The sequence below is a fragment of the Arthrobacter sp. D5-1 genome (assembly GCF_017357425.1).
Taxonomy (GTDB): Bacteria; Actinomycetota; Actinomycetes; order Actinomycetales; family Micrococcaceae; genus Arthrobacter.
This window is the reverse complement of record NZ_CP014571.1, coordinates 2,658,605-2,683,926: the sequence shown is the minus strand read 5'-3', so window position 1 is coordinate 2,683,926 and position 25,322 is coordinate 2,658,605. Positions and strand designations below refer to the sequence as shown.

25 protein-coding genes are annotated in these 25,322 nt (G+C 62.1%); 17 read left to right on the top strand and 8 right to left on the bottom strand.

The features are described from left to right. The first annotated feature begins 10 nt into the window (after nt 1-10). Both AYX22_RS12175 and AYX22_RS12170 read left to right on the top strand, forming a co-directional pair. The gene (locus tag AYX22_RS12175) at nt 11-814 is read left to right on the top strand and encodes a thioesterase family protein (protein WP_207593707.1); all 804 of its coding nucleotides are present in this window, start codon (nt 11-13) and stop codon (nt 812-814) included. Further along, nucleotides 814-1,560 (top strand): lipoate--protein ligase family protein, encoded by a 747-nt coding sequence (locus tag AYX22_RS12170; protein ID WP_207593706.1) that lies wholly within the window; start codon nt 814-816, stop codon nt 1,558-1,560. The genes AYX22_RS12175 and AYX22_RS12170 overlap by 1 nt, the downstream gene beginning before the upstream one ends. Nucleotides 1,561-1,608: 48 nt before the next feature. On the opposite strand, the gene AYX22_RS12165 is transcribed toward AYX22_RS12170, so the two are convergent. From AYX22_RS12165 to AYX22_RS12155, 3 genes are all read right to left on the bottom strand, one after another. Then, nucleotides 1,609-2,241, bottom strand: coding sequence for an MBL fold metallo-hydrolase (locus AYX22_RS12165; protein WP_207593705.1), 633 nt, complete (start codon nt 2,239-2,241; stop codon nt 1,609-1,611). Continuing rightward, the gene (locus AYX22_RS12160; protein WP_207593704.1) at nt 2,238-3,323 is read right to left on the bottom strand and encodes an S-(hydroxymethyl)mycothiol dehydrogenase; all 1,086 of its coding nucleotides are present in this window, start codon (nt 3,321-3,323) and stop codon (nt 2,238-2,240) included. The genes AYX22_RS12165 and AYX22_RS12160 overlap by 4 nt, the downstream gene beginning before the upstream one ends. A gap of 146 nt (nt 3,324-3,469) precedes the next feature. Then, nucleotides 3,470-3,730 carry a mycoredoxin gene (locus tag AYX22_RS12155; protein ID WP_024816868.1) on the bottom strand — a complete coding sequence of 87 codons (261 nt, stop codon included), beginning with the start codon at nt 3,728-3,730 and terminating at the stop codon, nt 3,470-3,472. 166 nt (nt 3,731-3,896) lie between these two features. Here AYX22_RS12155 and AYX22_RS12150 point away from each other — a divergent pair, with 166 nt between their 5' ends. Next, a complete protein-coding gene (locus AYX22_RS12150) occupies nt 3,897-4,643 on the top strand; it encodes an SOS response-associated peptidase (protein ID WP_242703629.1) in 747 nt (248 codons plus the stop codon). Nucleotides 4,644-4,645: 2 nt separating this feature from the next. Here AYX22_RS12150 and AYX22_RS12145 read toward each other — a convergent pair whose 3' ends face one another. Together AYX22_RS12145 and AYX22_RS12140 are read right to left on the bottom strand one after the other, a co-directional pair. Further along, nucleotides 4,646-5,035, bottom strand: coding sequence for a hypothetical protein (locus AYX22_RS12145; RefSeq protein WP_089595262.1), 390 nt, complete (start codon nt 5,033-5,035; stop codon nt 4,646-4,648). A gap of 46 nt (nt 5,036-5,081) precedes the next feature. Beyond that, nucleotides 5,082-5,618 carry a TetR family transcriptional regulator gene (locus tag AYX22_RS12140; protein ID WP_207593702.1) on the bottom strand — a complete coding sequence of 179 codons (537 nt, stop codon included), beginning with the start codon at nt 5,616-5,618 and terminating at the stop codon, nt 5,082-5,084. 52 nt (nt 5,619-5,670) lie between these two features. Here AYX22_RS12140 and AYX22_RS12135 point away from each other — a divergent pair, with 52 nt between their 5' ends. From AYX22_RS12135 to pdxS, 7 genes are all read left to right on the top strand, one after another. Continuing rightward, a complete protein-coding gene (locus AYX22_RS12135; RefSeq protein WP_207593701.1) occupies nt 5,671-6,732 on the top strand; it encodes an FAD-dependent monooxygenase in 1,062 nt (353 codons plus the stop codon). 81 nt (nt 6,733-6,813) lie between these two features. Continuing rightward, nucleotides 6,814-7,158, top strand: coding sequence for a DUF6504 family protein (locus AYX22_RS12130; protein ID WP_207593700.1), 345 nt, complete (start codon nt 6,814-6,816; stop codon nt 7,156-7,158). Between the two features lie 4 nt (nt 7,159-7,162). Next, nucleotides 7,163-10,663, top strand: a complete 3,501-nt coding sequence (dnaE, locus tag AYX22_RS12125) for a DNA polymerase III subunit alpha (protein ID WP_207593699.1) — start codon at nt 7,163-7,165, stop codon at nt 10,661-10,663. A 130-nt stretch (nt 10,664-10,793) separates the two neighbouring features. Continuing rightward, a complete protein-coding gene (gene thrS, locus AYX22_RS12120) occupies nt 10,794-12,803 on the top strand; it encodes a threonine--tRNA ligase (protein WP_207593698.1) in 2,010 nt (669 codons plus the stop codon). Between the two features lie 19 nt (nt 12,804-12,822). Next, entirely contained in the window at nt 12,823-13,416 is a 594-nt protein-coding gene (locus AYX22_RS12115) for an HIT domain-containing protein (protein WP_207593697.1), read from the top strand. After that, nucleotides 13,406-14,035 carry a phosphatidylinositol phosphate synthase gene (pgsA, locus tag AYX22_RS12110; protein ID WP_207593696.1) on the top strand — a complete coding sequence of 210 codons (630 nt, stop codon included), beginning with the start codon at nt 13,406-13,408 and terminating at the stop codon, nt 14,033-14,035. Before AYX22_RS12115 ends, pgsA begins: the two co-directional genes overlap by 11 nt. 255 nt (nt 14,036-14,290) lie before the next feature. Further along, nucleotides 14,291-15,217, top strand: a complete 927-nt coding sequence (gene pdxS, locus AYX22_RS12105; protein ID WP_017197521.1) for a pyridoxal 5'-phosphate synthase lyase subunit PdxS — start codon at nt 14,291-14,293, stop codon at nt 15,215-15,217. A gap of 57 nt (nt 15,218-15,274) precedes the next feature. Here pdxS and AYX22_RS12100 read toward each other — a convergent pair whose 3' ends face one another. Then, nucleotides 15,275-17,287: a M3 family metallopeptidase gene (locus AYX22_RS12100; protein ID WP_207593695.1), complete on the bottom strand. Its 2,013-nt coding sequence runs from the start codon at nt 17,285-17,287 to the stop codon at nt 15,275-15,277. 73 nt (nt 17,288-17,360) lie between these two features. Here AYX22_RS12100 and AYX22_RS12095 point away from each other — a divergent pair, with 73 nt between their 5' ends. Continuing rightward, entirely contained in the window at nt 17,361-18,626 is a 1,266-nt protein-coding gene (locus AYX22_RS12095) for a CapA family protein (protein ID WP_207593694.1), read from the top strand. A 3-nt stretch (nt 18,627-18,629) separates the two neighbouring features. Here the strand turns inward: AYX22_RS12095 and AYX22_RS12090 are convergent, their stop codons facing one another. Then, nucleotides 18,630-19,403 carry a glutamine amidotransferase gene (locus AYX22_RS12090; protein ID WP_207593693.1) on the bottom strand — a complete coding sequence of 258 codons (774 nt, stop codon included), beginning with the start codon at nt 19,401-19,403 and terminating at the stop codon, nt 18,630-18,632. Continuing rightward, complete coding sequence (locus AYX22_RS12085) at nt 19,400-20,731, bottom strand: Mur ligase family protein (RefSeq protein WP_207593692.1); 1,332 nt, start codon at nt 20,729-20,731, stop codon at nt 19,400-19,402. Before AYX22_RS12085 ends, AYX22_RS12090 begins: the two co-directional genes overlap by 4 nt. A 102-nt stretch (nt 20,732-20,833) precedes the next feature. On the opposite strand from AYX22_RS12085, the gene pdxT reads away from it, so the two are divergent. The 6 genes from pdxT (at nt 20,834) to yajC (ending at nt 25,241) form a co-directional block, all read left to right on the top strand. Next, nucleotides 20,834-21,535, top strand: coding sequence for a pyridoxal 5'-phosphate synthase glutaminase subunit PdxT (gene pdxT, locus AYX22_RS12080; RefSeq protein WP_207593691.1), 702 nt, complete (start codon nt 20,834-20,836; stop codon nt 21,533-21,535). A gap of 3 nt (nt 21,536-21,538) precedes the next feature. Then, nucleotides 21,539-22,294 (top strand): YebC/PmpR family DNA-binding transcriptional regulator, encoded by a 756-nt coding sequence (locus AYX22_RS12075; protein ID WP_089595251.1) that lies wholly within the window; start codon nt 21,539-21,541, stop codon nt 22,292-22,294. A gap of 44 nt (nt 22,295-22,338) precedes the next feature. Further along, nucleotides 22,339-22,917, top strand: coding sequence for a crossover junction endodeoxyribonuclease RuvC (gene ruvC, locus AYX22_RS12070; protein WP_207593690.1), 579 nt, complete (start codon nt 22,339-22,341; stop codon nt 22,915-22,917). 79 nt (nt 22,918-22,996) lie between these two features. After that, nucleotides 22,997-23,644 carry a Holliday junction branch migration protein RuvA gene (ruvA, locus tag AYX22_RS12065; RefSeq protein WP_207593689.1) on the top strand — a complete coding sequence of 216 codons (648 nt, stop codon included), beginning with the start codon at nt 22,997-22,999 and terminating at the stop codon, nt 23,642-23,644. Further along, nucleotides 23,637-24,713 (top strand): Holliday junction branch migration DNA helicase RuvB, encoded by a 1,077-nt coding sequence (gene ruvB, locus AYX22_RS12060; protein WP_089595248.1) that lies wholly within the window; start codon nt 23,637-23,639, stop codon nt 24,711-24,713. The genes ruvA and ruvB overlap by 8 nt, the downstream gene beginning before the upstream one ends. A 144-nt stretch (nt 24,714-24,857) precedes the next feature. Next, nucleotides 24,858-25,241 carry a preprotein translocase subunit YajC gene (yajC, locus tag AYX22_RS12055; protein WP_198318222.1) on the top strand — a complete coding sequence of 128 codons (384 nt, stop codon included), beginning with the start codon at nt 24,858-24,860 and terminating at the stop codon, nt 25,239-25,241. Nucleotides 25,242-25,322 lie beyond the last annotated feature (81 nt).

Below are 25,322 nucleotides of genomic sequence, written 5' to 3'. Positions count from 1 at the left end.
AAGGCTTAGGTTGACTACTGCATTACCGGAACTGGCGGATGGCGATTTCTACTACGAATCGTTGGGTCAGGGCCGTTACAGGTCCACCATCCATGCCCAAGGTGCGTGGAATCCGCATGAGCAACATATGGCCCCGGCGTCGGGCATCATGGCCGACGCCCTTGCCAGGCATGAGCCCCGGGACGATGTCCGTATGGCGCGGATCAGTTATGAAATCCTGGGGCTGATTCCCGGCGGCGAGTTCCAGGTCACCACCTCAACGCTGCGGCCGGGCCGGACCATCGAGCTCATCCAAGCCGAGCTCTCCGCTGGAGGCCGTGTAGCCATCCGTGCCGCTGCATGGCGCATGGTGACCAGCGACACCAGCGCGGTAGCCGCAGTTGAGGACGAGCCCATGCCGGCCCCAGACGAATGCAAGCCGTGGGAGGGTGCAAGTGTGTGGCCTGGCGGCTATATCCGTTCCTTGGAAATGCGCTTGGCGGAGGGCCACCGGCCTGGATCAGGCAAGGTGTGGATCCGCACCCCGCTTCCTCTGACCGACCATGACGACAGCTCGGATCTTGCACGGTTGATGGGTCTGGTGGATACCGCCAACGGCATCGCAGCCAGGGTCCCTCCCGGCGAAAACAGCTACATTTTTCCCAACGTTGACCTCCAGATACACATGTACCGGGCGCCGTCCGGTGAATGGCTGGGCCTGGACAACAAAGTCTCGTTCGGAGCGGACGGCATCGGCCTGACGTCCACGGTGCTGCACGACATCAATGGGCCGTTCGGCAGGGCCGAACAGATCCTGACGTTGAGGAAGAGCTGATGCGGGCCGAAGCACCCGCGGCGCAGCTCACCGCTTACCGCCAGCTGGAATCCATGGGTGCGGCACAAGACCTGGATTTTGCTTTGGAGCTGTTGCAGCGCGCCCGCAGCGGGCAGTTGGGCCCTTCGCTTCGCCTGTACCGTCCGCAGCCAACTGTGGCGTTCGGACAAAGGGACGCGAACCTCCCTGGCTTTCCCGCGGCGGAGGAAGCCTGCAGGGAGCTGGGGTTCGAACCCCTGATCCGGAAAGCCGGCGGACGCGCGGCTGCCTATCATCAGGGGACGTTGGTCATTGACCACATTGAGCCGCATCCGGACGCGATCGTGCGCGCGAAGGCAAGGTTTTCGGAGTTTGGTGAGTTGTTGGCCGGCGCGCTTCGCAGCGTTGGTGTCCACGCCGCGGTCGGCGAGATCCCCGGGGAGTACTGTCCTGGTGAATTCAGCGTCCACGGCGAGGACCCTGATTTTCCCGCTCACAGCATCAAACTGATCGGCACTGCACAGCGGGTGGTCTCCGGTGGGTGGCTCTTCAGCTCCGTGATTGTGGTGGAAAACTCCAAGCCCATCCGTGACGTTTTGACGGCCAGCTACGCCGCCTTGGGCCTTGACTGGGATCCTGCTACCGCGGGCGCCGCCAATGACCTTCTGCCCCACCTGGATGTCCAGACCGTGGAGGATGCAGTCATCGAGGCCTACCGCGGGTACGCGGACGTCGTCGACGGCGACTTCCGGAGCCTGGTGGGCTAGGGACGCGAGCCCCTGCTTTCCAGGCCCCGGAGGCTGACTCGCCTTAGGTCAGTGGCCCCGGGCGATCCACTCGTCCAGATGCGGCTTTTCCGCTCCGATGGTGGTGGAGTCCCCGTGCCCGGTGCGAACCACCGTCTCTTCCGGCAAGCTGAGCAGTTTGGTCCGGATGGAGTCGATGATGGTGGGGAAGTCGCTGTAGGAGCGTCCCGTTGCGCCGGGGCCGCCCTGGAAGAGCGTGTCTCCGCTGAAGAGTGTCCCTTCGCCGGGCAAGTGGAAGGAAACGGATCCCGGCGAGTGTCCGGGCGTGTGGATGGCCTTCAAGTTGGCTCCGGCAACGGTGAACTGGTCGCCGTCCGCAATTGCGGCATCGGGGTCGACGTCCGGGAACACTGCCCGCCACAGCATCCAGTCGTCCTGGTGCAAATGGATGGGTGCTTTGGTGAGATCCGCGAATTCACCGGCTGAGCGGATGTGGTCGTCGTGGCCGTGGGTCAGCAGGATGGCTTTGACGGTGCGGCCGTTGACTGCCTGCAGGATGGCGTCAGGGTTGTGGGCGGGGTCGATGACGAGGCATTCGGAGTCGTCCCCGACAATCCAAACGTTGTTGTCGACGTCCCAGGTGCCGCCGTCGAGCGAGAACGTGCCTGATGTGACCACGTGGTCAATGGTGAGGGTGCTCATAGTTCAACCACCGATCGGAGGACGGCGCCGTGGTGCATTTTGTCGAATGCTTCTTCCACTTGGTCGATGGTGATGCGTTCGGTGACGAAGGCATCGAGGTCCAGCTTGCCCTGCTTGTAGAGGTCCACCAGCATGGGGAAGTCCCGGGAGGGAAGGCAGTCACCGTACCACGATGATTTGAGTGAACCGCCGCGGCCGAACACGTCCAGAAGCGGCAGTTCCAGAGTCATCTCCGGCGTGGGGACGCCTACCAAGACGACGGTTCCTGCGAGGTCGCGGGCGTAGAAGGCCTGCTTGTAGGTCTCGGGACGTCCGACGGCGTCAATCACCACGTCTGCGCCGAAACCACCCGTCAGGGCGCGGATTTCCTCGACGGGGTCGCTGTTGGAGGAATCCACTGTGTGGGTTGCGCCGAGGTCCTTTGCCCGCTCGAGCTTCTTTGCGTCGATGTCGACGGCGATGATGGTGGTGGCGCCTGCGAGCGCGGCACCCGCGATGGCAGCTACGCCCACTCCGCCGCAGCCAATGACGGCAACCGAGTCGCCGCGCTTGACGCCGCCGGTGTTGAGCGCCGCGCCCAAACCTGCCATGACGCCGCAGCCGAGCAGCCCAACGGCGGCGGCATCGGCGTCGGGGTCTACCTTGGTGCATTGACCGGCAGCGACCAGGGTTTTTTCAATGAACGCACCGATGCCCAAGGCGGGTGAGAGTTCCGTGCCGTCTTCGAGGGTCATTTTCTGGGTGGCGTTGTGGGTGTTGAAGCAGTACTGGGCCTGCCCGCGGTTGCAGGCCCGGCAGTTGCCGCAGACTGCACGCCAGTTGAGGACCACGCGGTCGCCGGGGGCTACGTCGGTGACGTCGGGGCCCACTGCGCTGACCACGCCGGTGGCTTCGTGGCCCAGGAGGAACGGGAAGTCGTCGCTGATGCCACCGAGTTTGTAGTGGAGGTCGGTGTGGCAGACGCCGCTGGTGAGGATGTCCACCAGTGCTTCGCCGGGACCGGGCTCGGGAACCAGGATGGTTTCCAGGGTTACGGGTGCGCCTTTGGAGCGGACGACGACACCTTTGACTGCGTGGACCATGGAGATGTTCCTTTCGGGCTCGCGGAGAGCGGGCCCTTAAATGCAGCAGGGCCCGCAACGGATTCCCAATCTGTCTATCACAGGTGGCAGACAGCGTGTGGATTGTTCCGTGCGGGCCCTGGAGCGCTTAGGCGTGGAGCCGGCGGTTATGCGGCGACCAGGCGCTTCTCAACCTCCGAAGCGGAGGGGTTGGTAGCCGCGGTGCCGTCGGGGAAGAGGACGGTGGGGACGGTGCGGTTGCCTCCATTGAGCTGCTCGACGAGTTCGGCAGTGCCATCCACTTCTTCGATGTTGATCTCGGTGTAGCCGATGCCCTTGGCGTCCAGCTGCTTCTTCAGGCGGTTGCAGTAACCGCACCAAGTGGTCGAGAACATGGTGATGGTGCCGGAGTCGGGAGTGAAGTCCACAGAGCTCTCCTCAGTAGTGGTGGTTTGCACGGGTAATTCGTTGTTATCAACGGTAACCTCCCCCCTGATAATTCCCGTACGGCGGGAAGCCGGGTTACGTCACGCGCATGCGCTGGTGCGATGTGGGAGGAAAGGGCAGACTGTTGGCATGTGTGGACGTTATGTAATGGCCCGTGCGGTGGGGGATCTGCTTGCCGATTTCGACGCCGAGCTGGAGAACGAGATCGCCCTGGAAAAGTCGTGGAATGTGGCACCCACCGACGCTGTTCCGATCGTGTTGGAGCGGCTTGTCGATGACAACCTGAAGCGGCAGCTCCACGTTGCCAAGTGGGGCCTGGTGCCATCGTGGGCCAAGGATCCCAAGGGTGGCGCCCGGTTGATCAATGCCCGCAGCGAGACCCTTTTGGAAAAGCCTTCCTTCAAGAAGGCTGCTGTTGCCCGGCGGTGCGCAGTTCCGGCCGATGGCTACTACGAGTGGAAAAAGGGTGAGGGGAAGAACAAGCAGCCCTATTACGTACACCCGGGGGATGGCCAGGGCCTGGTCTTTGCCGGGTTGTATGAATGGTGGCGGGACCAGTCGGCAGCTGATGATGATCCCGGTCGCTGGCTGCTGTCCATGTCCATCCTGACGGCGGACACCCCAACCGCCGAATCTGCCCGGACGCGTCGCAGTGCTTCGGTGTTTGACGAGCTCACTGCCCTTCACGACCGGGTTCCGCTGCCCATGGACACGGAGACCATGGAAGCCTGGTTGGATCCGCGGGAGAAGGATGCTGCGGGGCTGGTGGAGATGGTCCGTTCCAAGGCGCACGACGCCGCCTCCGGGTGGACGTTGGATCCTGTGGGCAGTGCCGTGGGGAACGTCCGCAATAATTCACCGGAGCTCATTGAGCCGGTGGAAGGCCTCTTCTGACGTCAGAGTGCTTCTGTTACCGGGACCCCGGATTGGAAGTCCCGGCCGTCCGCTTCGCTGAAGCCCGTCATCACATGGCCTTTGCTGAGCCCGTGGATGGCCGACATCGGGAAGTTTCCGGTGATGACGTTGCCGGAGTGCTCTACGCCCTTGATGTCGTAGTTTTCCTCGGCGCTCAGGGAGTGGTTGAAGGAGTAGAAGGAGATAGCCTCTCCATTCATGAATTCGATGCCGAGCCTACGCTGTGAGGAGTAATCCTCACTGGCAGCAACAAGGCCCACGACGTAAGCGCCGGAGCCTGGTATGTTCCCATCGATTTCAAACCTTGCCACCAGGTTGTCGTCCGATGCCGTGATGTTGACCTGCTTCAGGAGTGCGTCATTGGTACTCATGCCACAATCCTGCTCTGTGGACCCGCTGCCGTCCACCCCTTGACTTTCATCCTTCCAGCAGGCGCTGAATGTTCCGTGCCACAGATGCCCTGTCAATATCCTGGCCTTTGCGGGCGGTCAGAAGGTGCATGGCAAGGCCATCTCCGTAGTCGGCCACCGACTCGGCCCGTGCCCTGGCGTCCGACACCTTCAGAAAGCCCAGGATGTGGGTCAGTCCGGCGAGCATCCGCTCGTGGCCGGCCGCTACGACCTCGGGCTGGTCCAGGGCAAACGCGAACCTTGCACGGGTGAGGTCTGCATTTTCCAGCGCCAGTCCCATGAGGGCGCCGGTGAGTTGGTCCGCCAAGGCCGCCACCGACGTCGGGGTCTCCCATCCGCCCTGCTGGAGCAGGAGGGTGTCCCGCTCTTCGACGCGGTCGACGGCGGCACTGACCAGTGCGGCGCGGTTGCGGAAATAGTTCGAGGTGGTTCCGACGGCCACGCCGGCTTGGGCGTCGACAGCCCGGTGGGTAAGTCCTTTGAGGCCTTTCGCCGCCACGACGGCGAGGGCGGCGTCGGCAAGTTCTGTTCGGCGGTCCGGCATGGCGAAAGTCTAGCCTCAAACCCTTTCGCCACTACAAATGTAGTAGTACAGTGTGGCCATGGAAAAAGTGGACATCATCGGCGGCGGAATTGCCGGCCTGGCGCTCGCAGGACGGCTGGACCCCGGCCGGTTCGATGTCACGGTGTACGAGCAACGGCCGGAACTGCCCACAGTAGGAACGACCCTGGCCATGTGGAGGGAAGCCCTGGGGGCCTTGTCCGAGCTGGGAATTTTGGGAGCCGCCCGGAGCAGGGGAGCCATCATCAAAGCAGGAGCGCTCCGCAGCCCCTCAGGTGAGCCCATGCTGTCCATGGAAGGGGAGGGGCTCCTGGGGGTGTCACGGCCGGAATTGTTGAGGCTGCTGGACTCTGCCGTCCCGCAAGCCGTCCACCGGGCAACTGGGCGCGTGGACCGACTCCCGGGTGATGCATGGCTGACTGTCGGGGCGGATGGGGTCAACAGTGTGGTCCGGCAGGCTTCCTGGGGATCGCGGAGCGCCGCCAGGCCCACGCCGTTCCTCGCTGTCCGTGGAGTCATTCCAGCAACTCCGTCCATGGAAGACATTGGCGAGTACTGGGGACACGGAGAGATTTTTGGATTGGCACCCACCGGGAGCGGAACCAACTGGTACGCTTCCTTCCGTTCGGACTTCGGCCCGGAGAAAGTGGACGTTGCCCAGGCTCTTGAACTGACACGGAACCGTTATGGCCACTACTCGCCCGCGGTAAGGAAGGTTCTTTCCTTGGCGTCGCCGGACAACTCCCTGGCCCAACGGATTTGGACCACGCCACCCCTGGGGCGTTATGCGCGGGGCAACGTGGTGTTGCTTGGGGATGCCGCCCACGCCATGACACCCAACCTGGGCCGGGGCGCCTGCGAAGCGTTGATCGATGCCGTGACCCTGGGCAAGCTCCTCAATGAAATGCCCAGGGATGCAGCACTCGCCACCTATGGCAGAAAGCGGATACTGCGAACCCAGCAACTTCGCCTGGCATCGTCAATGATGGGCAGCATAGCCCTCGCCCAGGGAATGCAGCCCTGGCGTGATGCCCTGCTGAAGCAGGCAGGCAAGCGGGTAGCCCGGCCCAGGGGGAAGGCAGGAACTTCGAAGTAGGTTTTGTCCCGACCCCGGCGTAAACTGGATTTATTCGAACATACATTCGAATACAAAATCCGGCGCAAACGAGGTGAGGATATGGGGCTGTTCAGCGAGTCCGTGGAGGTCGGCTGCACGGAAACAGGCCAGCCACGCACCGTCCACTGGAAAGGGACGCACTACACAGTCTCCAACGACCCCGTCCGGTGGTACGAGCGACGCCAATGGTGGCTGGAAGAAAGCCGCGCCCCCCTGGGTACCGGAGCAGGACTGGTGGACCACGAAATATGGCGCGTCCAACTCCACCCCCTGGATGCAGTTGCCCCAACTGCAGACCCCATCACCCTTGACCTTGTCCGCCATGTCAGCAGCGGACGATGGCGGCTCCTTCGCATCCACGACGCTGCGCCGGCACAGGCCGTAGAGCCTGACGAAGCAGCGTGAACCCTTGAGCTTCACCCACTTGCACGTCTCCACGGCCTTCAGTGCGCACTATGGCGTCTCCTGGCCCGACGAACTCGCCAAAACAGCCGCAGCAGACGGCGCCACGGCGCTCGCCTGCACGGACCGCGACGGTCTGTACGGCACCATCAAACACCTCAAAGCCTGCATGGACGCCGGTATCGATCCCATCGTCGGTGTGGACCTGGCTGTATTCGATGACGACGGCGACCACCGCACCCAGGTCGCGGGCCGCGTCGTCGTCCTCGCCCACGGAAACAACAACGGCGCCGGCTACCGGGCGCTCTGCCGCCTCATTTCCGACGCCCACGCACGCACCTCAGGCAAGGCCGGGGGAGCGATCCCCGCCGCAGTCACCCGTGGCGAACTGGCCTCAAGGACACTTGACCCCCACACCCTCAAACCCGTGCTGACAGTCATGATCGGACCGGACTCAGATGTGGGTCAGGCCATGGGAGGCAGAAAATACCTCCGGCCAAGAACACTCTTCAAACAATGGATCGACGCAATGCCGCCCGGCACCATCGTCACCGAAGTAGTCACCCACCTCAGCGCCCCTGGAGAACCGCTCAGCACCGCACACGCCGTGCGCATGCTCAAGCTCGCACTCGAATACAACATCCCAGCCGTCCTCAGCAACGCCGTGCGCTACTGTGCCCAGGACGGCGCAGCCACCGCGGACGTCCTGGACTCAGCCCGCACCCTCAAATCCCTCCCCGAACTCTCGGCAGCGCCCATGCTCCAACCAACAGGCCAAGGCTGGCTGAAAAACGCACACCACATGCACCAACTCGGCAAAGAAATCATGGCCGCGGCAGGGCAAGGAAAAGCGGACCTCCACAAACTGCTCGCCAACACCGAAGCGCTCGCTGACAAATGCCGCATCAACCCCATTCTGGACATGGGGTGGAAGAAACCCGTGGTTCCCGAAGCCTCCATCATCGGCATCGACTGCGACCCCATGGTGGAACTCACCCAGCGCTGCCAGTCCGGTATTACCAGAAGGTTCCCGGGCATCGCCGGACAAGCAGAAAAGCAGCTGCGCTCGCGGTTGGAGCATGAACTCGGCATCATCGCCCGGCTGGGTTTTGCCCCCTACTTCCTCACCGTTGCCGAGGTATCCAGGATGATCCTTGATATGGGCGTCAGGGTTGCTGCTAGGGGATCCGGTGCGTCCAGCCTGGTGAACTACCTGATCGATATCAGCCAGGTGGACCCGATCCGTCACGACCTCATCTTTGAACGATTCCTGTCAGGCCGCCGGTCCACCCTGCCCGACATTGATTTAGATGTTGAAAGCGCAGAAAGGCACAACGTCTATCGAAAGATTTTTGACCGCTTCGGAGCCGAGCGCGTCACCCTCATGAGCATGCAGAACGGATACAGGGCAAGGGGGGCTGTCCGGGACGCAGGCCTGGCGCTGGGAATGGATGATGGCGAGATCGGTGAAATTGCCAAACAGTTGTGGAGATTTTCAGCCCGCAAATTCCGTGAAGCACTGGTTGAGAAACCGGAACTGCGCTCCTTTGCAGGCCGGGTTGAGCAAGGAGGCCTGGAAGAAAACCAGCAGCTGGATCTCTTGGTGGACCTTACCGAAAGGTTGGACCGCTTGCCACGGCATATCTCCATGCATCCGTGTGGAGTGATTTTGGGAGATGCGACCCTCCTGGACCGCACCCCTGTGCAGCCCAGCGGATTGGGATTGCCCATGAGCCAGTTCGACAAACACGATATGGATCCCATGGGAATGCTCAAGCTCGATGTCTTGGGCGTGCGAATGCAAAGTGCCATGGCTTTTGCTGTCCGGGAAGTCATTCGCCTTCATCCCTCCAAAGCTGAAGTAGTGGCCGCCGGACGTCATCCTGTGGAACCTGGAGGAACAGGTCCGGACTATATTGCCGACGATGGCAGGATCGATCTCAATGCTGTCCCCTTCGACGACGAACCCACCTATGAGTTGATCCGCAGCACCCACACGCTGGGTTGTTTCCAGATTGAGTCCCCGGGACAGCGGGAGCTCATTGGAAAGATGGCACCCCGGGAATTCAACGACCTCATCATCGATATCTCTCTTTTCAGGCCCGGGCCCATGAAATCAGATATGGTGCGGCCCTTCCTTGAGCACAGGCACGGGTTTGCTCCGGAGATCTATCCTCATCCGGACCTGAAGCCGGTTTTGCAGGAAACCCATGGGGTCACCGTGTTTCATGAGCAGATCCTGAAGACGTTTGATGTCATGACCGGATGCGGACTGGCCAGGGCGGATGAATTCCGCAGGGCTCTGGGAGATGAAGTACATGAGCCTGGAGTGGAGAGCTACTTCCGCCGGGAAGCCATCAGGAATTACACGCCCGAGGTGGTAGACAAGGTCTGGGGAACCCTGAAGGCCTTCGGCAGTTTTGGCTTTTGCAAAGCACACGGTGCTGCCTTTGCCGTGCCCACCTACCAGTCGGCTTGGCTCAAGACCCATCATCCCGAGGCCTTCCTTGCAGGGTTGTGGGAACACGATCCCGGGATGTATCCCAAGCGACTCCTGGTAGCCGAAGCACGCAGGCTGGGTATCCCCATTCTCCCCTTGGACATCAACCGCAGCCATGCAGAATACCGGGTGGAGAAGATCCAGCAAGGTCCCCATCAAGGCAAACTTGGCATCCGCCTGAGCCTAACGGGAATTTATGGGCTGTCAGGGGCTGAGCTGAAAAGGATTGTGGCAGGCCAGCCCTACGATTCCCTGGCAGATCTGCGGGCCCGTGCGAGGGTGAGCAAGCCGAACATCAAGAGGCTTGCCCAACTTGGCGCATTTGATGCCCTCCATCAAGACTCCGGTGGAAAAGCCAACCGGGCAGACCTTGTGCAACACCTGCAGGCACTCCAAAGCAGTCCCACCAAAAAAGCCATCGACGTTATTGAGGGGCAGTTGTCCTTTGCCTTGGGTGATGTTGAGCTAAGGAACCTGGCACCTGAACTTCCTGAACCCTCCATGGTGGACAACGTCAGGGCAGAGCTTGACTTGATGGCCGTCGATGTCAGCGAGCACCTCATGGACAGCCACCGGCCCTTGTTGGACAAGCTGGGTGTCACTACCGCGGATCAGCTCCTCGGTCTCCGCAATGGCACAGAAGTGTTGGTGGCAGGGGTAAGGATCGCAACCCAGACCCCGCCAATGCGCGGCGGCAGGCGCGTGGTCTTCATCAGCATCGATGACGGCACTGGCTGCGTGGATTCTGTCTTCTTCCATGAGGCCCAGGAAGAATCCGGGCCCCTGCTGTTTGGGACACGGTTGCTGCTGATCCGTGGAACCACCAGGCGGACAGGTCCCAAAGGCATCAGCCTCAGCGCCACCAAAGCCTGGGACCTGAGCCGGCCTGAAACCTTGCCCTTTACCGAGCTCCTGCCTGCCGGGGGCGATCCACCGGATGAATACACCCATCGAGGTGCTCTTCATGGCATCTCCAGGAACCTTGCCATCACTGGTTTGGGAAGCTGATGGACGGCTGCTTCAGGCGTCGGCGCGCTGCTTTGGCCGCCCCCGCGGAAGCAGATACGATTGACGGTGGCTGGCTGTGGTCCCCGTACGCCACAAGCTATGAAGCCTTAACTATGAATAGGAGACACCCGTGTCAGATGCCCAACAGATCACCCTCATCGTCGATGGCGAAGAGACCAAGGTGACGGAAGGGACGACCGGCGCGGAACTCTTCTTCGAGCGCCGCGACGTCGTTGTAGCCCGTGTCAATGGCGTTTTGAAGGACCTTGACCAGGTCCTCACTGAAGGCGCAGACGTCGAAGGCGTCACCATCGATTCCCCTGATGGACTCAACGTCCTCCGCCACTCCACCGCCCACGTTATGGCACAGGCAGTGCAGCAGTTGCGCCCCGACGCCAAGCTCGGCATCGGCCCGTACATCACTGACGGCTTCTACTTCGACTTCGACGTCGCTGAGCCGTTCACCCCGGAGGACCTGCGGACCCTGGAAAAGATGATGCAGAAGATCATCAACCAGAACCAGAAGTTCGTCCGCCGCGTGGTCACTGAAGAAGAAGCCCGCCAAGCGATGGCCAACGAGCCCTACAAACTGGAGCTGTTGGGCAAGAAGAACGACGCAACCGACGCCGCGGAAGGCGTCAACGTTGAGGTCGGCGCCGGCGACATCACCATTTACGACAATGTGGACCGTAAGAGTGGCGAGAGCATCTGGTGCGACCTTTGCCGCGGTCCCCACCTGCAGAACACCAAAATCATCTCCAATGCCTTCGCTCTGACGCGTTCTTCGGCGGCCTACTGGCTGGGCAACCAGAACAACCAGCAGCTCCAGCGCATCTACGGAACCGCCTGGCCCACCAAGGAAGCCCTCAAGGCCTACCAGGAGCGGATTGCCGAAGCCGAACGGCGCGACCACCGCAAGCTTGGCGTGGAACTTGACCTCTTCTCCTTCCCGGACGAGCTGGGATCCGGCCTTCCGGTGTTCCACCCCAAGGGCGGCATCATCCGCAAGGCCATGGAGGACTACTCCCGCCAGCGCCACGTGGATGCCGGCTACGAGTTCGTCTACACACCGCACATCACCAAGGGTCACCTTTACGAGGTTTCCGGACACCTTGACTGGTACAAGGACGGTATGTTCCCGGCCATGCAGGTGGACGCCGAATTCAACGAAGACGGCACCGTGCGCAAGCCGGCCCAGGATTACTACCTGAAGCCGATGAACTGCCCCATGCACAACCTGATCTTCCGCTCCCGCGGCCGGTCCTACCGCGAACTTCCGCTGCGCCTGTTCGAATTTGGATCGGTGTACCGCTACGAAAAGTCCGGCGTTGTGCACGGCCTGACGCGCGTCCGTGGCATGACACAGGACGATGCCCACATCTACTGCACCCGCGAGCAGATGAAGGACGAGCTCACCACTACGCTGAACTTTGTCCTGGGCCTCCTCAAGGACTACGGCCTGGATGACTTCTATTTGGAGCTCTCCACCAAGAACGAAGAAAAGTTCGTTGGTGACGACGCTGCCTGGGAGGAAGCCACCCGCACGTTGTCCGAGGTTGCCGCTGCCTCAGGTTTGGAACTGGTGCCGGATCCGGGTGGAGCTGCCTTCTACGGTCCCAAGATCTCCGTCCAGGCGAAGGATGCCCTCGGCAGGACCTGGCAGATGTCCACCATCCAGCTGGACTTCAACCTGCCCGAGCGTTTCGAGCTCGAGTACCAGGCTGCGGACGGAACCCGCCAGCGGCCCGTCATGATCCACCGCGCACTGTTCGGTTCCGTGGAACGCTTCATGGGCGTCCTCACCGAGCACTACGCCGGCGCTTTCCCGGCCTGGCTCGCTCCCGTCCAGGTGGTGGGCATCCCGGTGGCCGAGGCATTCAACGACTACATGTTCGACGTCGTGGGCCAGCTCAAGGCAGCCGGCATCCGGGCCGAAGTGGACATCTCCTCGGACCGCTTCCCCAAGAAGATCCGCACGGCCAGCAAGGACAAGATTCCCTTCGTCCTGATTGCCGGAGGTGAGGATGCCGAGGCGGGCGCAGTTTCATTCCGCTTCCGTGACGGCAGCCAGGACAACGGCGTGCCCGTGGCCGAGGCGGTCCGCAGGATTGTGGACGCCGTCAAGAACCGCGAGAGCTGACGGAACGGACGCAGAGACGGTGCAGGAGAACACAGGCGCGGCAGCTGGGATTCCGGACGACGCCGACGTAACCGATGATTTCGGACTGGCGGGCGTGCCGGACGCATTTCAGCGCCTGTGGACTCCGCACCGCATGGCCTACATCAAGGGCGGGCAGGATCAATTCAAGAACAAGGACGACTGCCCGTTCTGTGTGGGACCCACGCGCTCGGACGAGGAATCCCTGATCGTGTACCGGGGGAGGACCTGCTATGTGGTCCTCAACCTTTTCCCGTACAACCCGGGGCACCTGTTGATTTGTCCCTACCGCCACGTGCCCGACTACACGGACATCACTGTGGAAGAGACTGCCGAATTCGCTGAACTCACACAGACCGCCATGCGGGTCTTGAGGAAAGTATCCAACCCCAGCGGCTTCAACCTGGGCATGAATCAGGGCGTTACCGGCGGCGCAGGAATCGCCGCACATCTTCACCAGCACGTAGTCCCACGCTGGGGCGGGGATGGCAACTTCTTCCCGATCATCGCCCAGACCAAGGCCATCACGCAGACATTGGACGAGGTCCGCAAGCTCGTGGCCGAAGCCTGGCCGGGGGAGTCGAATGCTGAATAGGCATGCGCGCGGCTTTTTCACATCACTTTTCACACCCCTTGCCCGTTGGCTCCTCAAGATCGGGGTTTCCCCTGACGCAGTGACCATGGCAGGTACGGCGGGCGTGATCCTGGGCGGCTTGGTACTGTATCCGCTCGGCCACTTGTGGTGGGGCTCTGTAGTGGTGGCGTTCTTCGCCTTCTCCGACGTCGTTGATGGCATCATGGCGCGGCTCCAAGGCAGGAGTGGCGGCTGGGGCAATTTCCTGGATTCCACCCTGGACCGTCTGGCTGATGGCGCGATCTTTGCCGGCATCACCATCTGGTTCTTCACCCATGGCGAGGATCCCGCGATTGGAACTGCCGCCGTCGTCTGCCTTGTCCTTGGCATGGTTGTCTCCTATGCCAGGGCAAAGGCGGAGTCCTTGGGATATCAGGCCAGCGTTGGCATCGCTGAGCGGGCCGAGCGTTTGGCGTCCGTTCTGCTCATCACCGGACTGACCGGATTGGGGCTTCCGCCCGTGGTGCTGTTCGGGACCTTGATCCTGCTGGCGCTGGCCAGCGTTGTCACCATCATCCAGCGGATGTCCACCGTGCACCGGCAGGCCATGGCCGAGGCCGACGGTACTGCTGCGGGCTAGCGGCTAACAAGCCGCCTGTCCGCAGGGAACTGGCATACGACCAAACTCGTCCCCCGCGGGTTGTGCACCTGTCCTACCACGGCGTCCTTTGTTGCCCGTCGGAGCGGTAATGAATGTACTCCCACCATGGAACGTGCGACTACTATTACTAGTACTTGGTCACCTTGACCTGAAAACCCGGTGTGCTCTGATTGCGGTCGTGTGGCTGCGCGTGCCTCCGGCAAATAGGTCGTTTATCTACCCATAGGGGTTTTTGTGTCTACACCAGATGTAAGCAACGAAGCCGGTTCGTCCGCGAACAGCGTCACGGGCAGCAGCCGCGTTAAGCGGGGCATGGCTGAGATGCTCAAGGGCGGCGTCATTATGGACGTCGTTAACGTCGAACAGGCCCGCATCGCCGAGGATGCCGGTGCCGTCGCCGTCATGGCGCTCGAACGTGTCCCGGCCGATATCCGCGCCCAGGGCGGCGTGTCCCGCATGTCCGATCCGGACATGATCGATGCCATCATCGCCGCCGTGTCCATCCCGGTCATGGCCAAGGCCCGCATCGGCCACTTCGTCGAGGCCCAGGTCCTGCAGTCCCTCGGTGTTGACTACATCGACGAGTCCGAGGTCCTGACCCCGGCGGATTACATCAACCACATCGACAAGTGGAACTTCACCGTTCCGTTCGTCTGTGGTGCCACTAACCTTGGTGAGGCTTTGCGCCGCATCAACGAGGGCGCGGCGATGATCCGTTCCAAGGGCGAGGCCGGTACCGGTGATGTTTCCAACGCCACCGGGCACATGCGCAAGATCCGTTCCGAGATCGCCAAGCTCGCCGCCCTTCCCGAGGACGAGCTGTACGTTGCGGCCAAGGAATTGCAGGCCCCGTACGAGCTGGTCAAGGAAGTTGCCGCCACCGGCAAGCTGCCCGTGGTGCTGTTCACCGCTGGTGGCATCGCCACCCCGGCTGATGCTGCCATGATGATGCAGCTCGGCGCCGACGGTGTGTTCGTTGGTTCCGGTATCTTCAAGTCGGGCAACCCGGCCGAGCGCGCCGCCGCCGTTGTGAAGGCCACCACGTTCCACGACGACCCGGATGTCATCGCCAAGGTCTCCCGCGGCCTGGGCGAAGCCATGGTGGGCATCAACGTCGACGACATTCCCCAGCCCCACCGCCTCGCAGAACGCGGCTGGTAAGAGTTAACCGTACGGCGGCGGCCGGTCACCTTCCGAGGTGACCGGCCGCCGTCGTTTCTATTCCAGTCCCCGTCGTTTCAAGAGGGGTTCCAGTTCTGCGTCGCGGCCCCGGAACGCCCGGAAGGACTCCAGAGGATCACGGCTGTTGCCCCGTGAGAGGAGTTCGGATCGGAAATGGGCGCCGTTGGCCCGTGTCAGGCCGCCGTTCTCCTTGAACCATTCCACAGTGTCCGCATCCAGTACTTCGCTCCAAATGTAGGAGTAGTAGCCGGCTGCGTAGCCCGCGCCGGCAAAGATGTGCTGGAAGTAGCCGGTCCGGTACCGCGGTGGAATCAGCGGATGGGCAACGCCGGCCCCGGCAAGGGCCTTGGCTTCGAACGCTATGACGTCCTCTGGAACGTCCGCCTCAGCCAACACGTGCCAGGCCAGGTCCAACAGGGCAGCTGCAAGGTACTCGGTGGTGGCGAATCCTTCGCCCCACAGCAGTGAGTCATTGAGTTTGTCCACGGTGGCCTGGGGGAGGGGTTCCCCGGTGGAGTAATGACGGGCGTAGTTGGCCAGGACTTCGGGCCACATGATCCACATTTCGTTGACCTGCGACGGGTACTCCACAAAGTCCCGGGGAACGGATGTGCCGGAGAAGCGCGGGTAAGTGACCTCGGAAAACAGCCCGTGCAGTGCATGGCCGAACTCATGGAATACGGTGCGGACCTCGTCGAGGGTCAACAACGTGGGCTCGCCGGGAGCAGGTTTGGTGATGTTGAGGTTGTTGATCACCACCGGCTTTGTTCCCAGCAGGCTGGACTGTTCCACCAGGGAATTCATCCACGCGCCACCACGCTTTGAAGCACGGGTGTAGTAGTCGCCCAGGAACAGTCCGATTCCGTGCCCATCCTCGTCACGCACTTCCCAGATGCGCACGTCCGGGTGGTAGCCATTAAGGTCGGACCGCTCGTGGAAGGTGATGCCGTACAACTGGGTGGCAGCATGGAAGACGCCGTCTGAGAGGACACTTTCCAAGCTGAAATAGGGGCGCAGCGCTTGCTCGTCAACTTCGAACTTCTCTTTACGGACCCTGGCGGAGTAGTAGGCCCAGTCCCATGGCTCCAGGTCATGCCCGGCGGAAGCGGCCAAGGCCTCGGCCTCGGATTGCGCGTTCCGGACCGCGGCAGGGGCCAGCCGGCCAAGCATGGCCTCCACATCGCCGAAATGTGGTGCGGTCTGTTGGTCCACTACAAGCTCGGCATAATTCGTGAAACCCAGAAGGCGTGCCTTCTCCGCGCGCAGCCGGACAGTAGCAGACACGAGGTCCCGCACGTCCATGGCCCCACCGCTGATGCCGCGTGCCAGGGACGCTTCATACAAACGACGCCGGATGGCCCGGTTCTCCAGCGACGCGATAGCGGGCTGGTTGCTGGGCTGGATGAGTGTCAGCAGGTACTTGCCGTCGTGCCCTGCCGCTTTTGCTGCCTCGCTGGCCCCTGTGACGTCTTCGGCCGGCAGCCCGGCCAGGTCTCCGGCGTCGTCGAGCAGGAGCGCAGCGGACTTCATGCCGTCCTTGACCCGCTGGCCGAATTCGGTTCCCAACCGCGAGAGTTCTGCGTTGACATCCCGCAGGCGTTGTTGTCCAGGGGCATCAAGCTGGATCCCGGACTGCCGGAACTCCTTCAGGTATTCTTCGACCAACCGGGAGGATTCCGGGTCGAGATCGGAGACGTCGATAGCGGCGAACCGTTCATACAGGGCACGGTTCATGTACACGGCGTCCTGGTGCGCTGAGAACTTGGGTGACAACTCGGTCTCCAGGGCCTTGATGTCATCGGAGGCATCGGCCGAAACCACAGTGAAAAACGCTGCAGCAGCCCTGTCCAGAAGGAGCCCGGAGCGTTCCATGGCCACGGCCGTATTCTGGAAGGTTGCCGGTTCGAGGTTGTCCGTGATGGCTTGGATGTCCTGCAGGTGGCTGGCCAAACCGGCATCGACAGCTTCGGCGTAGTGCCCAGGGGTGAGGCTGGCGAACGCCGGAAGTCCATACGGCAGCGGGCTGGGGCTCAGGAGGGGATTGGTCATGAAGTGACTCTTTCACGTAAGAATCGTGTCCTCAAGAGCGGCACGCCCGGGCGTGCAGCGCATCCGCCGTAGGATGAAAACCATGGGGAACATCACATCTGCGGCAGAACGGATCCGTCGTTCACGGGCCATGCTCGTGACAATCACCGCCTTGGCTGCATTGTCGCTGGGCGCCTGTGGCGTCATTGCCGAGACTGATAACCAGGACCGCAGCACGGCGGCCTCTGCTCCCGCGTCGGAGTCCCCAAAGCCAACCCGCACTCCTGCGCCTAACCCCACTCCCGGCAAAGGCCCAGCGTGCCCCGCACTTCGTTGTACCTCCATCACCGTGACCGGCGACATGCTGGTCCACACCCAGTTATGGCAACAGGCAAGGGCCGACGCCGCGGCGGCCGGCCTTCCCGGGTACACATTCGTGCCCCTCCTTGAAGGACAGCGGCGCTATATCCGCAACAGCGACCTCGCCATCTGTCATCAGGAAACACCGGTGGCGACGCCCGAAGGGCCCTTCTCGGCCTATCCGTCCTTCAACGTCCCGCCGCAGATCATCACCGCCTCCAAGGAGGTTGGCTACCAGGCCTGCACCACGGCGAGCAACCACACCATTGACCGAGGGACCGACGGGCTTCTGCGGACGCTCGATGCCCTGGACGCAGCCGGACTCAAGCACACAGGCTCCTACCGGACCGAAGCGGAGTCCAAGGAAATCCTGATGCTCCAAACGGAGGCTGCCAAGGTGGCAGTCATCATCGGTACCTACGGCCACAACGGCCAGATCCCCGAGTACCCGTGGCTGGTGGACGAGCTTGATCCCGCAGCCATGATCGCCAAGGCAACGCAAGCCAAGGCGTTGGGAGCGGACATCGTCCTGGGAGTGATGCACGCAGGCGACGAATATGCCAGCGAAGCCAATGCCCAGCAGCAGGATGTTGCGCACGCGTTGGTGGACAGCGGGCAGTTCACCATGATCTACGGGCACCACACACACTCTGTGCTGCCGATCGAAAACTACAAGGGCACGTGGATTGTGTACGGACTGGGCAACGGTGTCACCGAGCTGTCGCCCTGGTACGTACTCAATAACGAAGGGCTGCTGGTGAGGGCCCAGTTCAGCCAGAACGCCGCCGGTGCGTGGACCGCTTCGGACCTTGCATGGGCACCTTCGGTGATTGTCCGCGATCCCTACCGATGGTGCTCAGTGGCCAGCGACGCTCCACAAGGAGTCTGCGCATCACCGGCAGCCGACGCTGCCACTTACCAACGAACCAAAGAAGTGGTTGAGTCCATGGGCGCCGCGACGGCAGGCGCGCATGAACTGCTGATCACCAAGGAGAAGTAGCGCCTACCGCGGCCGGCGGGCGGCGTGTTCGCGCGCGAGGCGGGCGTAGTCGTCGTCGGGCTTGCCCGGTATGAAGGTGCCGTACTTGCGCTCGGCCGCCGTTCGGATGAGGAAGTCGGCTATCGCGGGGTTCTTCGGCAGCAATGAGCCATGCAGGTAACTGGCCACCACATTGTTGTAGCGCGCACCTTCGTGCCCGTCCTTGCTGTTGTTACCGGCACCTTTGGTGACGGTCCCAAGAGGTTCGACGCCGGGACCCAAGGTGGTCTGTCCGCTGTGGTTTTCGTAGCCCAGAATGTCTCCGAACTCGGTGGACTTCATGATCACGTTTCCAATAAGCCGCTCATCCGTGCCGTGGGTTTCGACGTCGAGGATGCCGATTCCGGGAATGATCGGTCCAGCGCTGGTTTTGAAGAACTTGCCGAAAAGCTGGTAGAGGCCGCAGATCACCAGCATGGGGGCACCGCCATCAGCCAGTTCCCGGAGGTGCTCCGCCCGTGCCTGGAGGTCGTCCTGGATGACAAGTTGTCCGCTGTCCTGTCCGCCTCCACCGACCACAATGTCAATGTCCTCGGGAAATTCGTCACCCACGTTGTACTCCAGCAGCTCCGGTGTGTAGCCGTGCCACTTGATGCGCTGCTGGAGGACCAGGGCGTTGCCCCAGTCGCCATAAATGTTCATCTCGCGGGGGTAGAGCTGGAGGACGCGGAGGGTCCCCTTCCCGGGCTGTGGCGATTCGGGCTGTGTCTCCGGCGTTGGCTGTACTTCCGAGGTCATGAGACCACCTCAACTATGGTGATTTTGGCGAGTTCGCGACGGATCGCGAGCATGGAGGTGTACGTGCAGAAAATTCGTTTGGGTTTGCCGCGGGAGCCGTTGATGAAGGTGCGCAGGGCGGCGGTGATGTCCGGTTCCACCACGCCGAAGGGCACTTCGTCGTACTGCAGCCGCAGCGCCATGTCGTAGGCGCGGACGCCCGTGAGGACTTCCACGCCATCCTCGCGCAATGACTCGAACTCCACGTCCCAAAGCCAGGACATGTCCCTGCCGTCCGCGTAGTTGTCATTGATGGCAATCATGGTGGCGTACCCACCGGCAGGGAAGGACTTGAGCCCGAGCCGGAATCCACTGGGGTTTTTCACCAGGACAAGTTCCAGGGGTTGACCATCCACGGTGAGGCTTTCGCCGCGGCCAAAGGCGGGAGCTACTTCACCCAGGGCTTTGACAAGTTTGGGAGTGTCCACGGGGCCGGTGCCGAGGACCGCGCGCGCCAGCGACAAGGCGGCAGCAGCGTTGAAGATGTTGTAGACCCCACGCAACTTCATCGCGGTACTGACGGTTTCGCCGTCGAACTCGAAATCGGCGTCCTGCGCGCCCACCCGGCGGAGCACGACGTCGGCGTCCGGCAGTTCTACCGGCTCGCCTTCCGCAGCGGCCACCGGAGTTCCCGACGGCGACGGGCCGGAGCCGGTGGTTCGCATTTCGTCGTCGTTCGGGAAGGTGCTGCGCAGCGATTCATCGAGGCCGAAGTACCGAACGGCGGGGTGGTGAAGTGCATCAACGTCGTGAAGGACCTTCGCGATCCGGGCCACGCGGGGATCTTCACGGTTCAGGATCACAGTATCCGTGGTTCTGGAGGCGATGTGCTCCAGTAAGCGGGTAGTCTTATCGATTTCGCCAAAGCGGTCCAATTGGTCACGCAGGACATTGAGCAGGAGGCTGAACCGGGGCTCAACCTTGTTGACGAAATGCACGGCATGCGCTTCGTCGAGTTCCAGGATGGCGATGTCGGCATCGAGCCGTCCGCGCCAGTCAACTTCGCCGAGGAGGGAGGCGGCCACGCCACGGGTGAAGTTGCTGCCGGAACGGTTGGTGAAGACCTTCAGGCCTTGGCTTTCGAGGAGTTCCACCACCATCTTGGTGGTGGTGGTCTTGCCGTTGGTGCCACTGACCACGGCCACGCCGTGGGGGAGTGAGGCCAGCGTTCGCTGCATGAAGCCGGGGTCGATTTTCTCAACCACCAGGCCGGGAAAAGCTGATCCTCCGCCCCGAAGCCGGGACAGTGTGCGGACCAGCTTGCCGAGGGGGACGCTGAAGGAAAGCATGCTCTGTAATATATCCCAGTCATGGCATGGAACCCGGACTGACGGGACTCCCCGGTGGTCGCAGAAGACGCCGCGGCAGGCGCAGCGCACTATGATGGATCAATGACCAACCCCCTTTCCGACGCTTCATCGCGCGTGGGTTCAGGACTCAGGATCGGCGTTCTGGCACTCCAGGGCGACTTCCGCGAGCACATCCACGCTGTGGAGGCCGCTGGAGCCGCCGGCGTGGGCATCCGCCGTCCGTCCGAGCTGGACGATGTTGACGGCCTGATCATCCCCGGCGGCGAATCCACCACCATCGACAAACTGTCACGGATTTTCGAACTGCGCGATCCGATTCAAAAGCGCATCGCAGACGGGCTTCCCGTGTACGGCTCCTGCGCCGGAATGATCCTGCTGGCCGATGAGATCGCCGATCCCGCCAAGGACCTTAACGGAAATCCCCAGCAGACTTTCGGCGGCCTGGACATCACTGTGCGCCGGAACGCTTTTGGGCGCCAGCGTGAATCCTTCGAAACGGATCTCGATTTCAAGGGCCTGGACTTCAGCGCCGGGGAGTCCGGCGTGGATCCCGTTCACGCTGTCTTCATTCGCGGTCCCTGGGTGGAACGGGTAGGTCCGGACGTCGAAATCCTGGCGCAGGTTGATCCCGACCACGCCAGCCACACAGCTGCTTTGCACGGAGTGGCTAGAATTGTTGCAGTGCGCTCCGGCCACCTGCTGGCCACCTCTTTCCATCCGGAAGTGACTGGGGAGAAGCGCGTGCATGAACTCTTTATTCGAATGATCAGAGGAGAAGCGTAAAGCATGTCAGGCCACTCCAAATGGGCGACCACCAAGCATAAGAAAGCCATTATTGATGGCAGGCGTGCAAAGTCGTTCGCAAAACTGATCAAGAACATTGAAGTTGCTGCCCGAATGGGAGGTCCGGACCTCGCCGGCAACCCCGGCCTGGAATTGGCGGTCACCAAGGCAAAGAAGACTTCGGTACCCAACGACAACATTGACCGCGCCATTAAGCGTGGTGCCGGCCTCACTGGTGAGGTAGTCGACTACACGGAAATCATGTACGAAGCACGCGGTCCGCAGGGCTCTGCTCTGCTGATCGAATGTCTGACGGACAACAAGAACCGGGCAGCTTCGGAAGTCCGCCTTGCCATTTCGCGCAACGGCGGCACCATTGCCGACCCCGGTTCGGTCAGTTACCTCTTTGCCCGCAAGGGTGTTGTGGTCCTGCCGAAGAACGGCCTCAGCGAAGACGACATCCTGATGGCTGTGCTGGAAGCTGGCGCTGAGGAAGTGAAGGACAGCGGCGAGAACTGGGAAATCCACTCCGAGCCCTCGGACCTCCAGGCCATCCGCGACGCTCTCAAAGACGCCGGCATCGACTACGAAACTGATGAGGCCGAATTCGTTCCGTCCATGCAGGTGGAACTCGATGTCGATGGTGCCAGGAAGTTCATGAAGCTCGTCGATGCACTGGAAGACCTGGACGACGTCCAGAACGTCTACAGCAATGCGGACTTCAGCGAGGAAGTGCAGGCTGCCCTCGACGCCGACTAGGCGGGGCAGCAACCAATGTTGATTTCAACCAGGAAGGCCCGGACTTGACTCTTCGCGTATTGGGAGTCGATCCGGGCCTTACCCGTTGCGGCATCGGCGTCGTCGATATTGAGCGGAACCGCAGGGCTACCATGGTGGCCGTCGGAGTGGTGGGGACCTCCGCCGACCAGACCTTGGACAAGCGCCTGCTGGTGATTGCCGAAGCGATCGATGAATGGCTGGACCGGCACGAGCCGGACGTCGTCGCCGTCGAACGCGTTTTCTCCCAGCTGAACGTCAGTACGGTAATGGGTGTCGCCCAGGCGTCAGGCGTGGTGATCGCTGCGGCCGCCCGCCGTGGTATCCCGGTGGCCCTGCACACTCCCTCTGAGGTCAAAGCGGCAGTGACCGGCAGTGGCACGGCCAACAAAGATGCTGTCACCAAACTCGTGACCAAGATCCTGCGCCTGGACGCTCCACCCAAGCCGGCCGATGCTGCGGACGCCCTTGCCCTCGCCCTGACCCACGCATGGCGGGCAGGCAACGGTATGGGCGCAGCGGGTGGATCCTCCAGTGCCGGTTCGCTGACTCCGGCGCAGAAGGCCTGGGCCGACGCGGAAGCCAAAGCGCGCCGCGCACGGTGATTCCCCGCCGTCCTTGCTAGGGTATTCGTAGATATGTTCGGATAGTCCGCTTGGGCCACAATCATTCAGGAGCCGGGTCTTGATCAGTTTTCTCCGTGGAACCGTAGCCCACGTGGGTTTGTCCACCGCCGTCATTGACCTCAACGGGGCGGGTATGAGCGTCTTCGCCACCCCCCAAACCCTGAGCCACCTCAAAGTTGGAACCGAAGCCAAGCTCTTCACGTCCATGATCGTCCGTGAGGATTCCCTCACGTTGTTCGGTTTCGCGGATGATGACGAACGTGAAGTCTTCGACGTCTTGCTCAGCGTCAGCGGAGTTGGGCCGAGGCTGGCACTGGCCGTCCTGGCCGTGCACGAGCCTGAAGCAATCCGTGTGGCAGCGCACACCGGCGATGGCAAGGCGTTCACCAAGGTCCCCGGAATCGGGCCCAAGGTGGCCGGCCGGATCGTCCTGGAACTCGCGGGCAAACTGGTTCCGCATGGCACCGGCTCCGCAACCACTGCTGCCCAGACTGCCACCAACGCCGAGTGGAAGCCCCAGGTAGTCGCTGCCATGACCAGCCTGGGGTGGTCCGAGAAGGACGCTACGGGCAGCATCGACAAAGCCATGGCCGACTCTCCGGAACTGGTGGAGGCCGGTAACGTGGCCCAGATCCTCCGCGCCACACTGCGGTGGCTGGGCCAGGACGGCGCACGCGCCGGCAACCGCGTAGGCAGCCGTGGCTGAGCAGTCACTGGTCAACGGGGGAGAGGAACCGGAAGAGCGGGTCATCGAGGCCGCACTCCGTCCTAAGAACCTGCATGATTTTGTCGGCCAGCATCGCGTCCGTAAGCAACTGGCCCTCGTCCTCGAGGCCTCAAAGATGCGCGGACGCAGTGCCGACCACGTCTTGATGTCCGGCCCACCTGGCCTGGGCAAGACAACTCTGGCCATGATCATTGCGGCAGAAATGAACGCGCCCTTGCGTATCAGCAGTGGTCCTGCCATCCAGCATGCCGGAGACCTCGCCGCCATCCTCTCCTCCCTGTCCGAGGGAGAGGTCCTGTTCCTGGATGAAATCCACCGGATGTCCAGGCCGGCAGAGGAAATGCTCTATATGGCCATGGAAGACTTCCGGGTGGACATTGTGGTGGGCAAGGGAGCCGGCGCTACGGCCATTCCCCTGGAGTTGCCCCCGTTTACGCTGGTAGGAGCCACCACCCGTGCCGGCCTCCTGCCGGGACCGTTGCGTGATCGCTTCGGTTTCACAGGTCACCTCGAGTTTTACTCGGTTGCTGAACTGGAGCTTGTCCTTCGCCGATCTGCAGGCCTGCTGGACCTGAAAGTGAACTCGGCCGGGTTTACGGAGATCGCCGGCCGGTCGCGTGGTACTCCACGAATCGCCAACCGTCTCCTTCGCAGGGTTCGAGACTGGGCCCTGGTTCACGGCATTGACCAGATTGACGCCCGGTCTGCTTCAGCGGCCTTGGACATGTATGAAGTGGATGCCAGGGGATTGGACCGGCTGGACCGCTCCGTGCTGGAAGCCCTCATTACCAAGTTCAATGGCGGCCCTGTGGGATTGTCCACCCTGGCGATTGCCGTTGGCGAGGAGCCGGAAACGGTGGAGACCGTAGCCGAGCCGTTTTTGGTGCGTGAAGGACTGCTGGGTCGCACGCCGCGCGGCCGTATCGCCATGGCTTCAGCGTGGACGCACCTCGGTTATGCCGTGCCGGCCGGAGTCTTCGGCCAGGAAGCACTGGCACTCTTCGGCGAGGATGAAAACCACGCCGAAAGCGTAGATACCGTCGGTTAACACGCCGTGTTCAGCTTTTCCCTCTAGACTGGTATGACGCTCGGCACGTTCGAGTCCTTGATCCATGCAGCCGCCCGCGGATCTGCCAGGGACGTTGCCGTGAACCAAAACGTAAGTACAGAACGGAACTTCCCTGTGGATCCAATGACCATATTGCTGTTCGTCATGCTTGGACTCTTTGTCTTCATGATGTTCCGCCGCAACAAGAAGACCCAGCAGCAGCAGGCTGAAATGCAGTCCAAGTTCGCTCCGGGCGTCGACGTCATGACCAGCTTCGGTCTCTTTGGCCGCATCGTCTCCATCGACGAAGCCGAGAACAAGGTTGTCATCGAACTTTCCCCGGGTAACGAGGCCACGGTTCACCGCCAGGCCGTCACCAAGGTAGTCGAAGCGCCCGCTGAGGAAGCCCCGGTTGTACCGGACGACGCTTCTTCCCTGACTACCGCAGATGCTGAAGCTCCTGCCGCAGTTGAGACGCCCGAAGAAACCATTGCGCGCCTCAACAAAGAGGACAAGAAGGACAACTAGGATCGTCAGGCGCGGCACCCCCGCGCAAGGCAACTTCTACGGCAGCTGAGAGCCGCCGGCAGACGCTCACAAGCGTTGGCC

Bases quoted from the DNA above. Each gene is read 5' to 3' on its own strand.
- AYX22_RS12170 (WP_207593706.1), top strand. From the start codon at position 814: ATGCGGGCCGAAGCACCCGCGGCGCAGCTCACCGCTTACCGCCAGCTG.
- AYX22_RS12165 (WP_207593705.1), bottom strand. From the start codon at position 2,241: ATGAGCACCCTCACCATTGACCACGTGGTCACATCAGGCACGTTCTCG.
- AYX22_RS12160 (WP_207593704.1), bottom strand. From the start codon at position 3,323: ATGGTCCACGCAGTCAAAGGTGTCGTCGTCCGCTCCAAAGGCGCACCC.
- AYX22_RS12150 (WP_242703629.1), top strand. From the start codon at position 3,897: ATGGCCCGTGCGGTGGGGGATCTGCTTGCCGATTTCGACGCCGAGCTG.
- AYX22_RS12145 (WP_089595262.1), bottom strand. From the start codon at position 5,035: ATGAGTACCAATGACGCACTCCTGAAGCAGGTCAACATCACGGCATCG.
- AYX22_RS12140 (WP_207593702.1), bottom strand. From the start codon at position 5,618: ATGCCGGACCGCCGAACAGAACTTGCCGACGCCGCCCTCGCCGTCGTG.
- AYX22_RS12130 (WP_207593700.1), top strand. From the start codon at position 6,814: ATGGGGCTGTTCAGCGAGTCCGTGGAGGTCGGCTGCACGGAAACAGGC.
- pgsA (WP_207593696.1), top strand. From the start codon at position 13,406: ATGCTGAATAGGCATGCGCGCGGCTTTTTCACATCACTTTTCACACCC.
- AYX22_RS12100 (WP_207593695.1), bottom strand. From the start codon at position 17,287: ATGACCAATCCCCTCCTGAGCCCCAGCCCGCTGCCGTATGGACTTCCG.
- AYX22_RS12095 (WP_207593694.1), top strand. From the start codon at position 17,361: ATGAAAACCATGGGGAACATCACATCTGCGGCAGAACGGATCCGTCGT.
- AYX22_RS12090 (WP_207593693.1), bottom strand. From the start codon at position 19,403: ATGACCTCGGAAGTACAGCCAACGCCGGAGACACAGCCCGAATCGCCA.
- AYX22_RS12085 (WP_207593692.1), bottom strand. From the start codon at position 20,731: ATGCTTTCCTTCAGCGTCCCCCTCGGCAAGCTGGTCCGCACACTGTCC.
- pdxT (WP_207593691.1), top strand. From the start codon at position 20,834: ATGACCAACCCCCTTTCCGACGCTTCATCGCGCGTGGGTTCAGGACTC.
- AYX22_RS12075 (WP_089595251.1), top strand. From the start codon at position 21,539: ATGTCAGGCCACTCCAAATGGGCGACCACCAAGCATAAGAAAGCCATT.
- yajC (WP_198318222.1), top strand. From the start codon at position 24,858: ATGACCATATTGCTGTTCGTCATGCTTGGACTCTTTGTCTTCATGATG.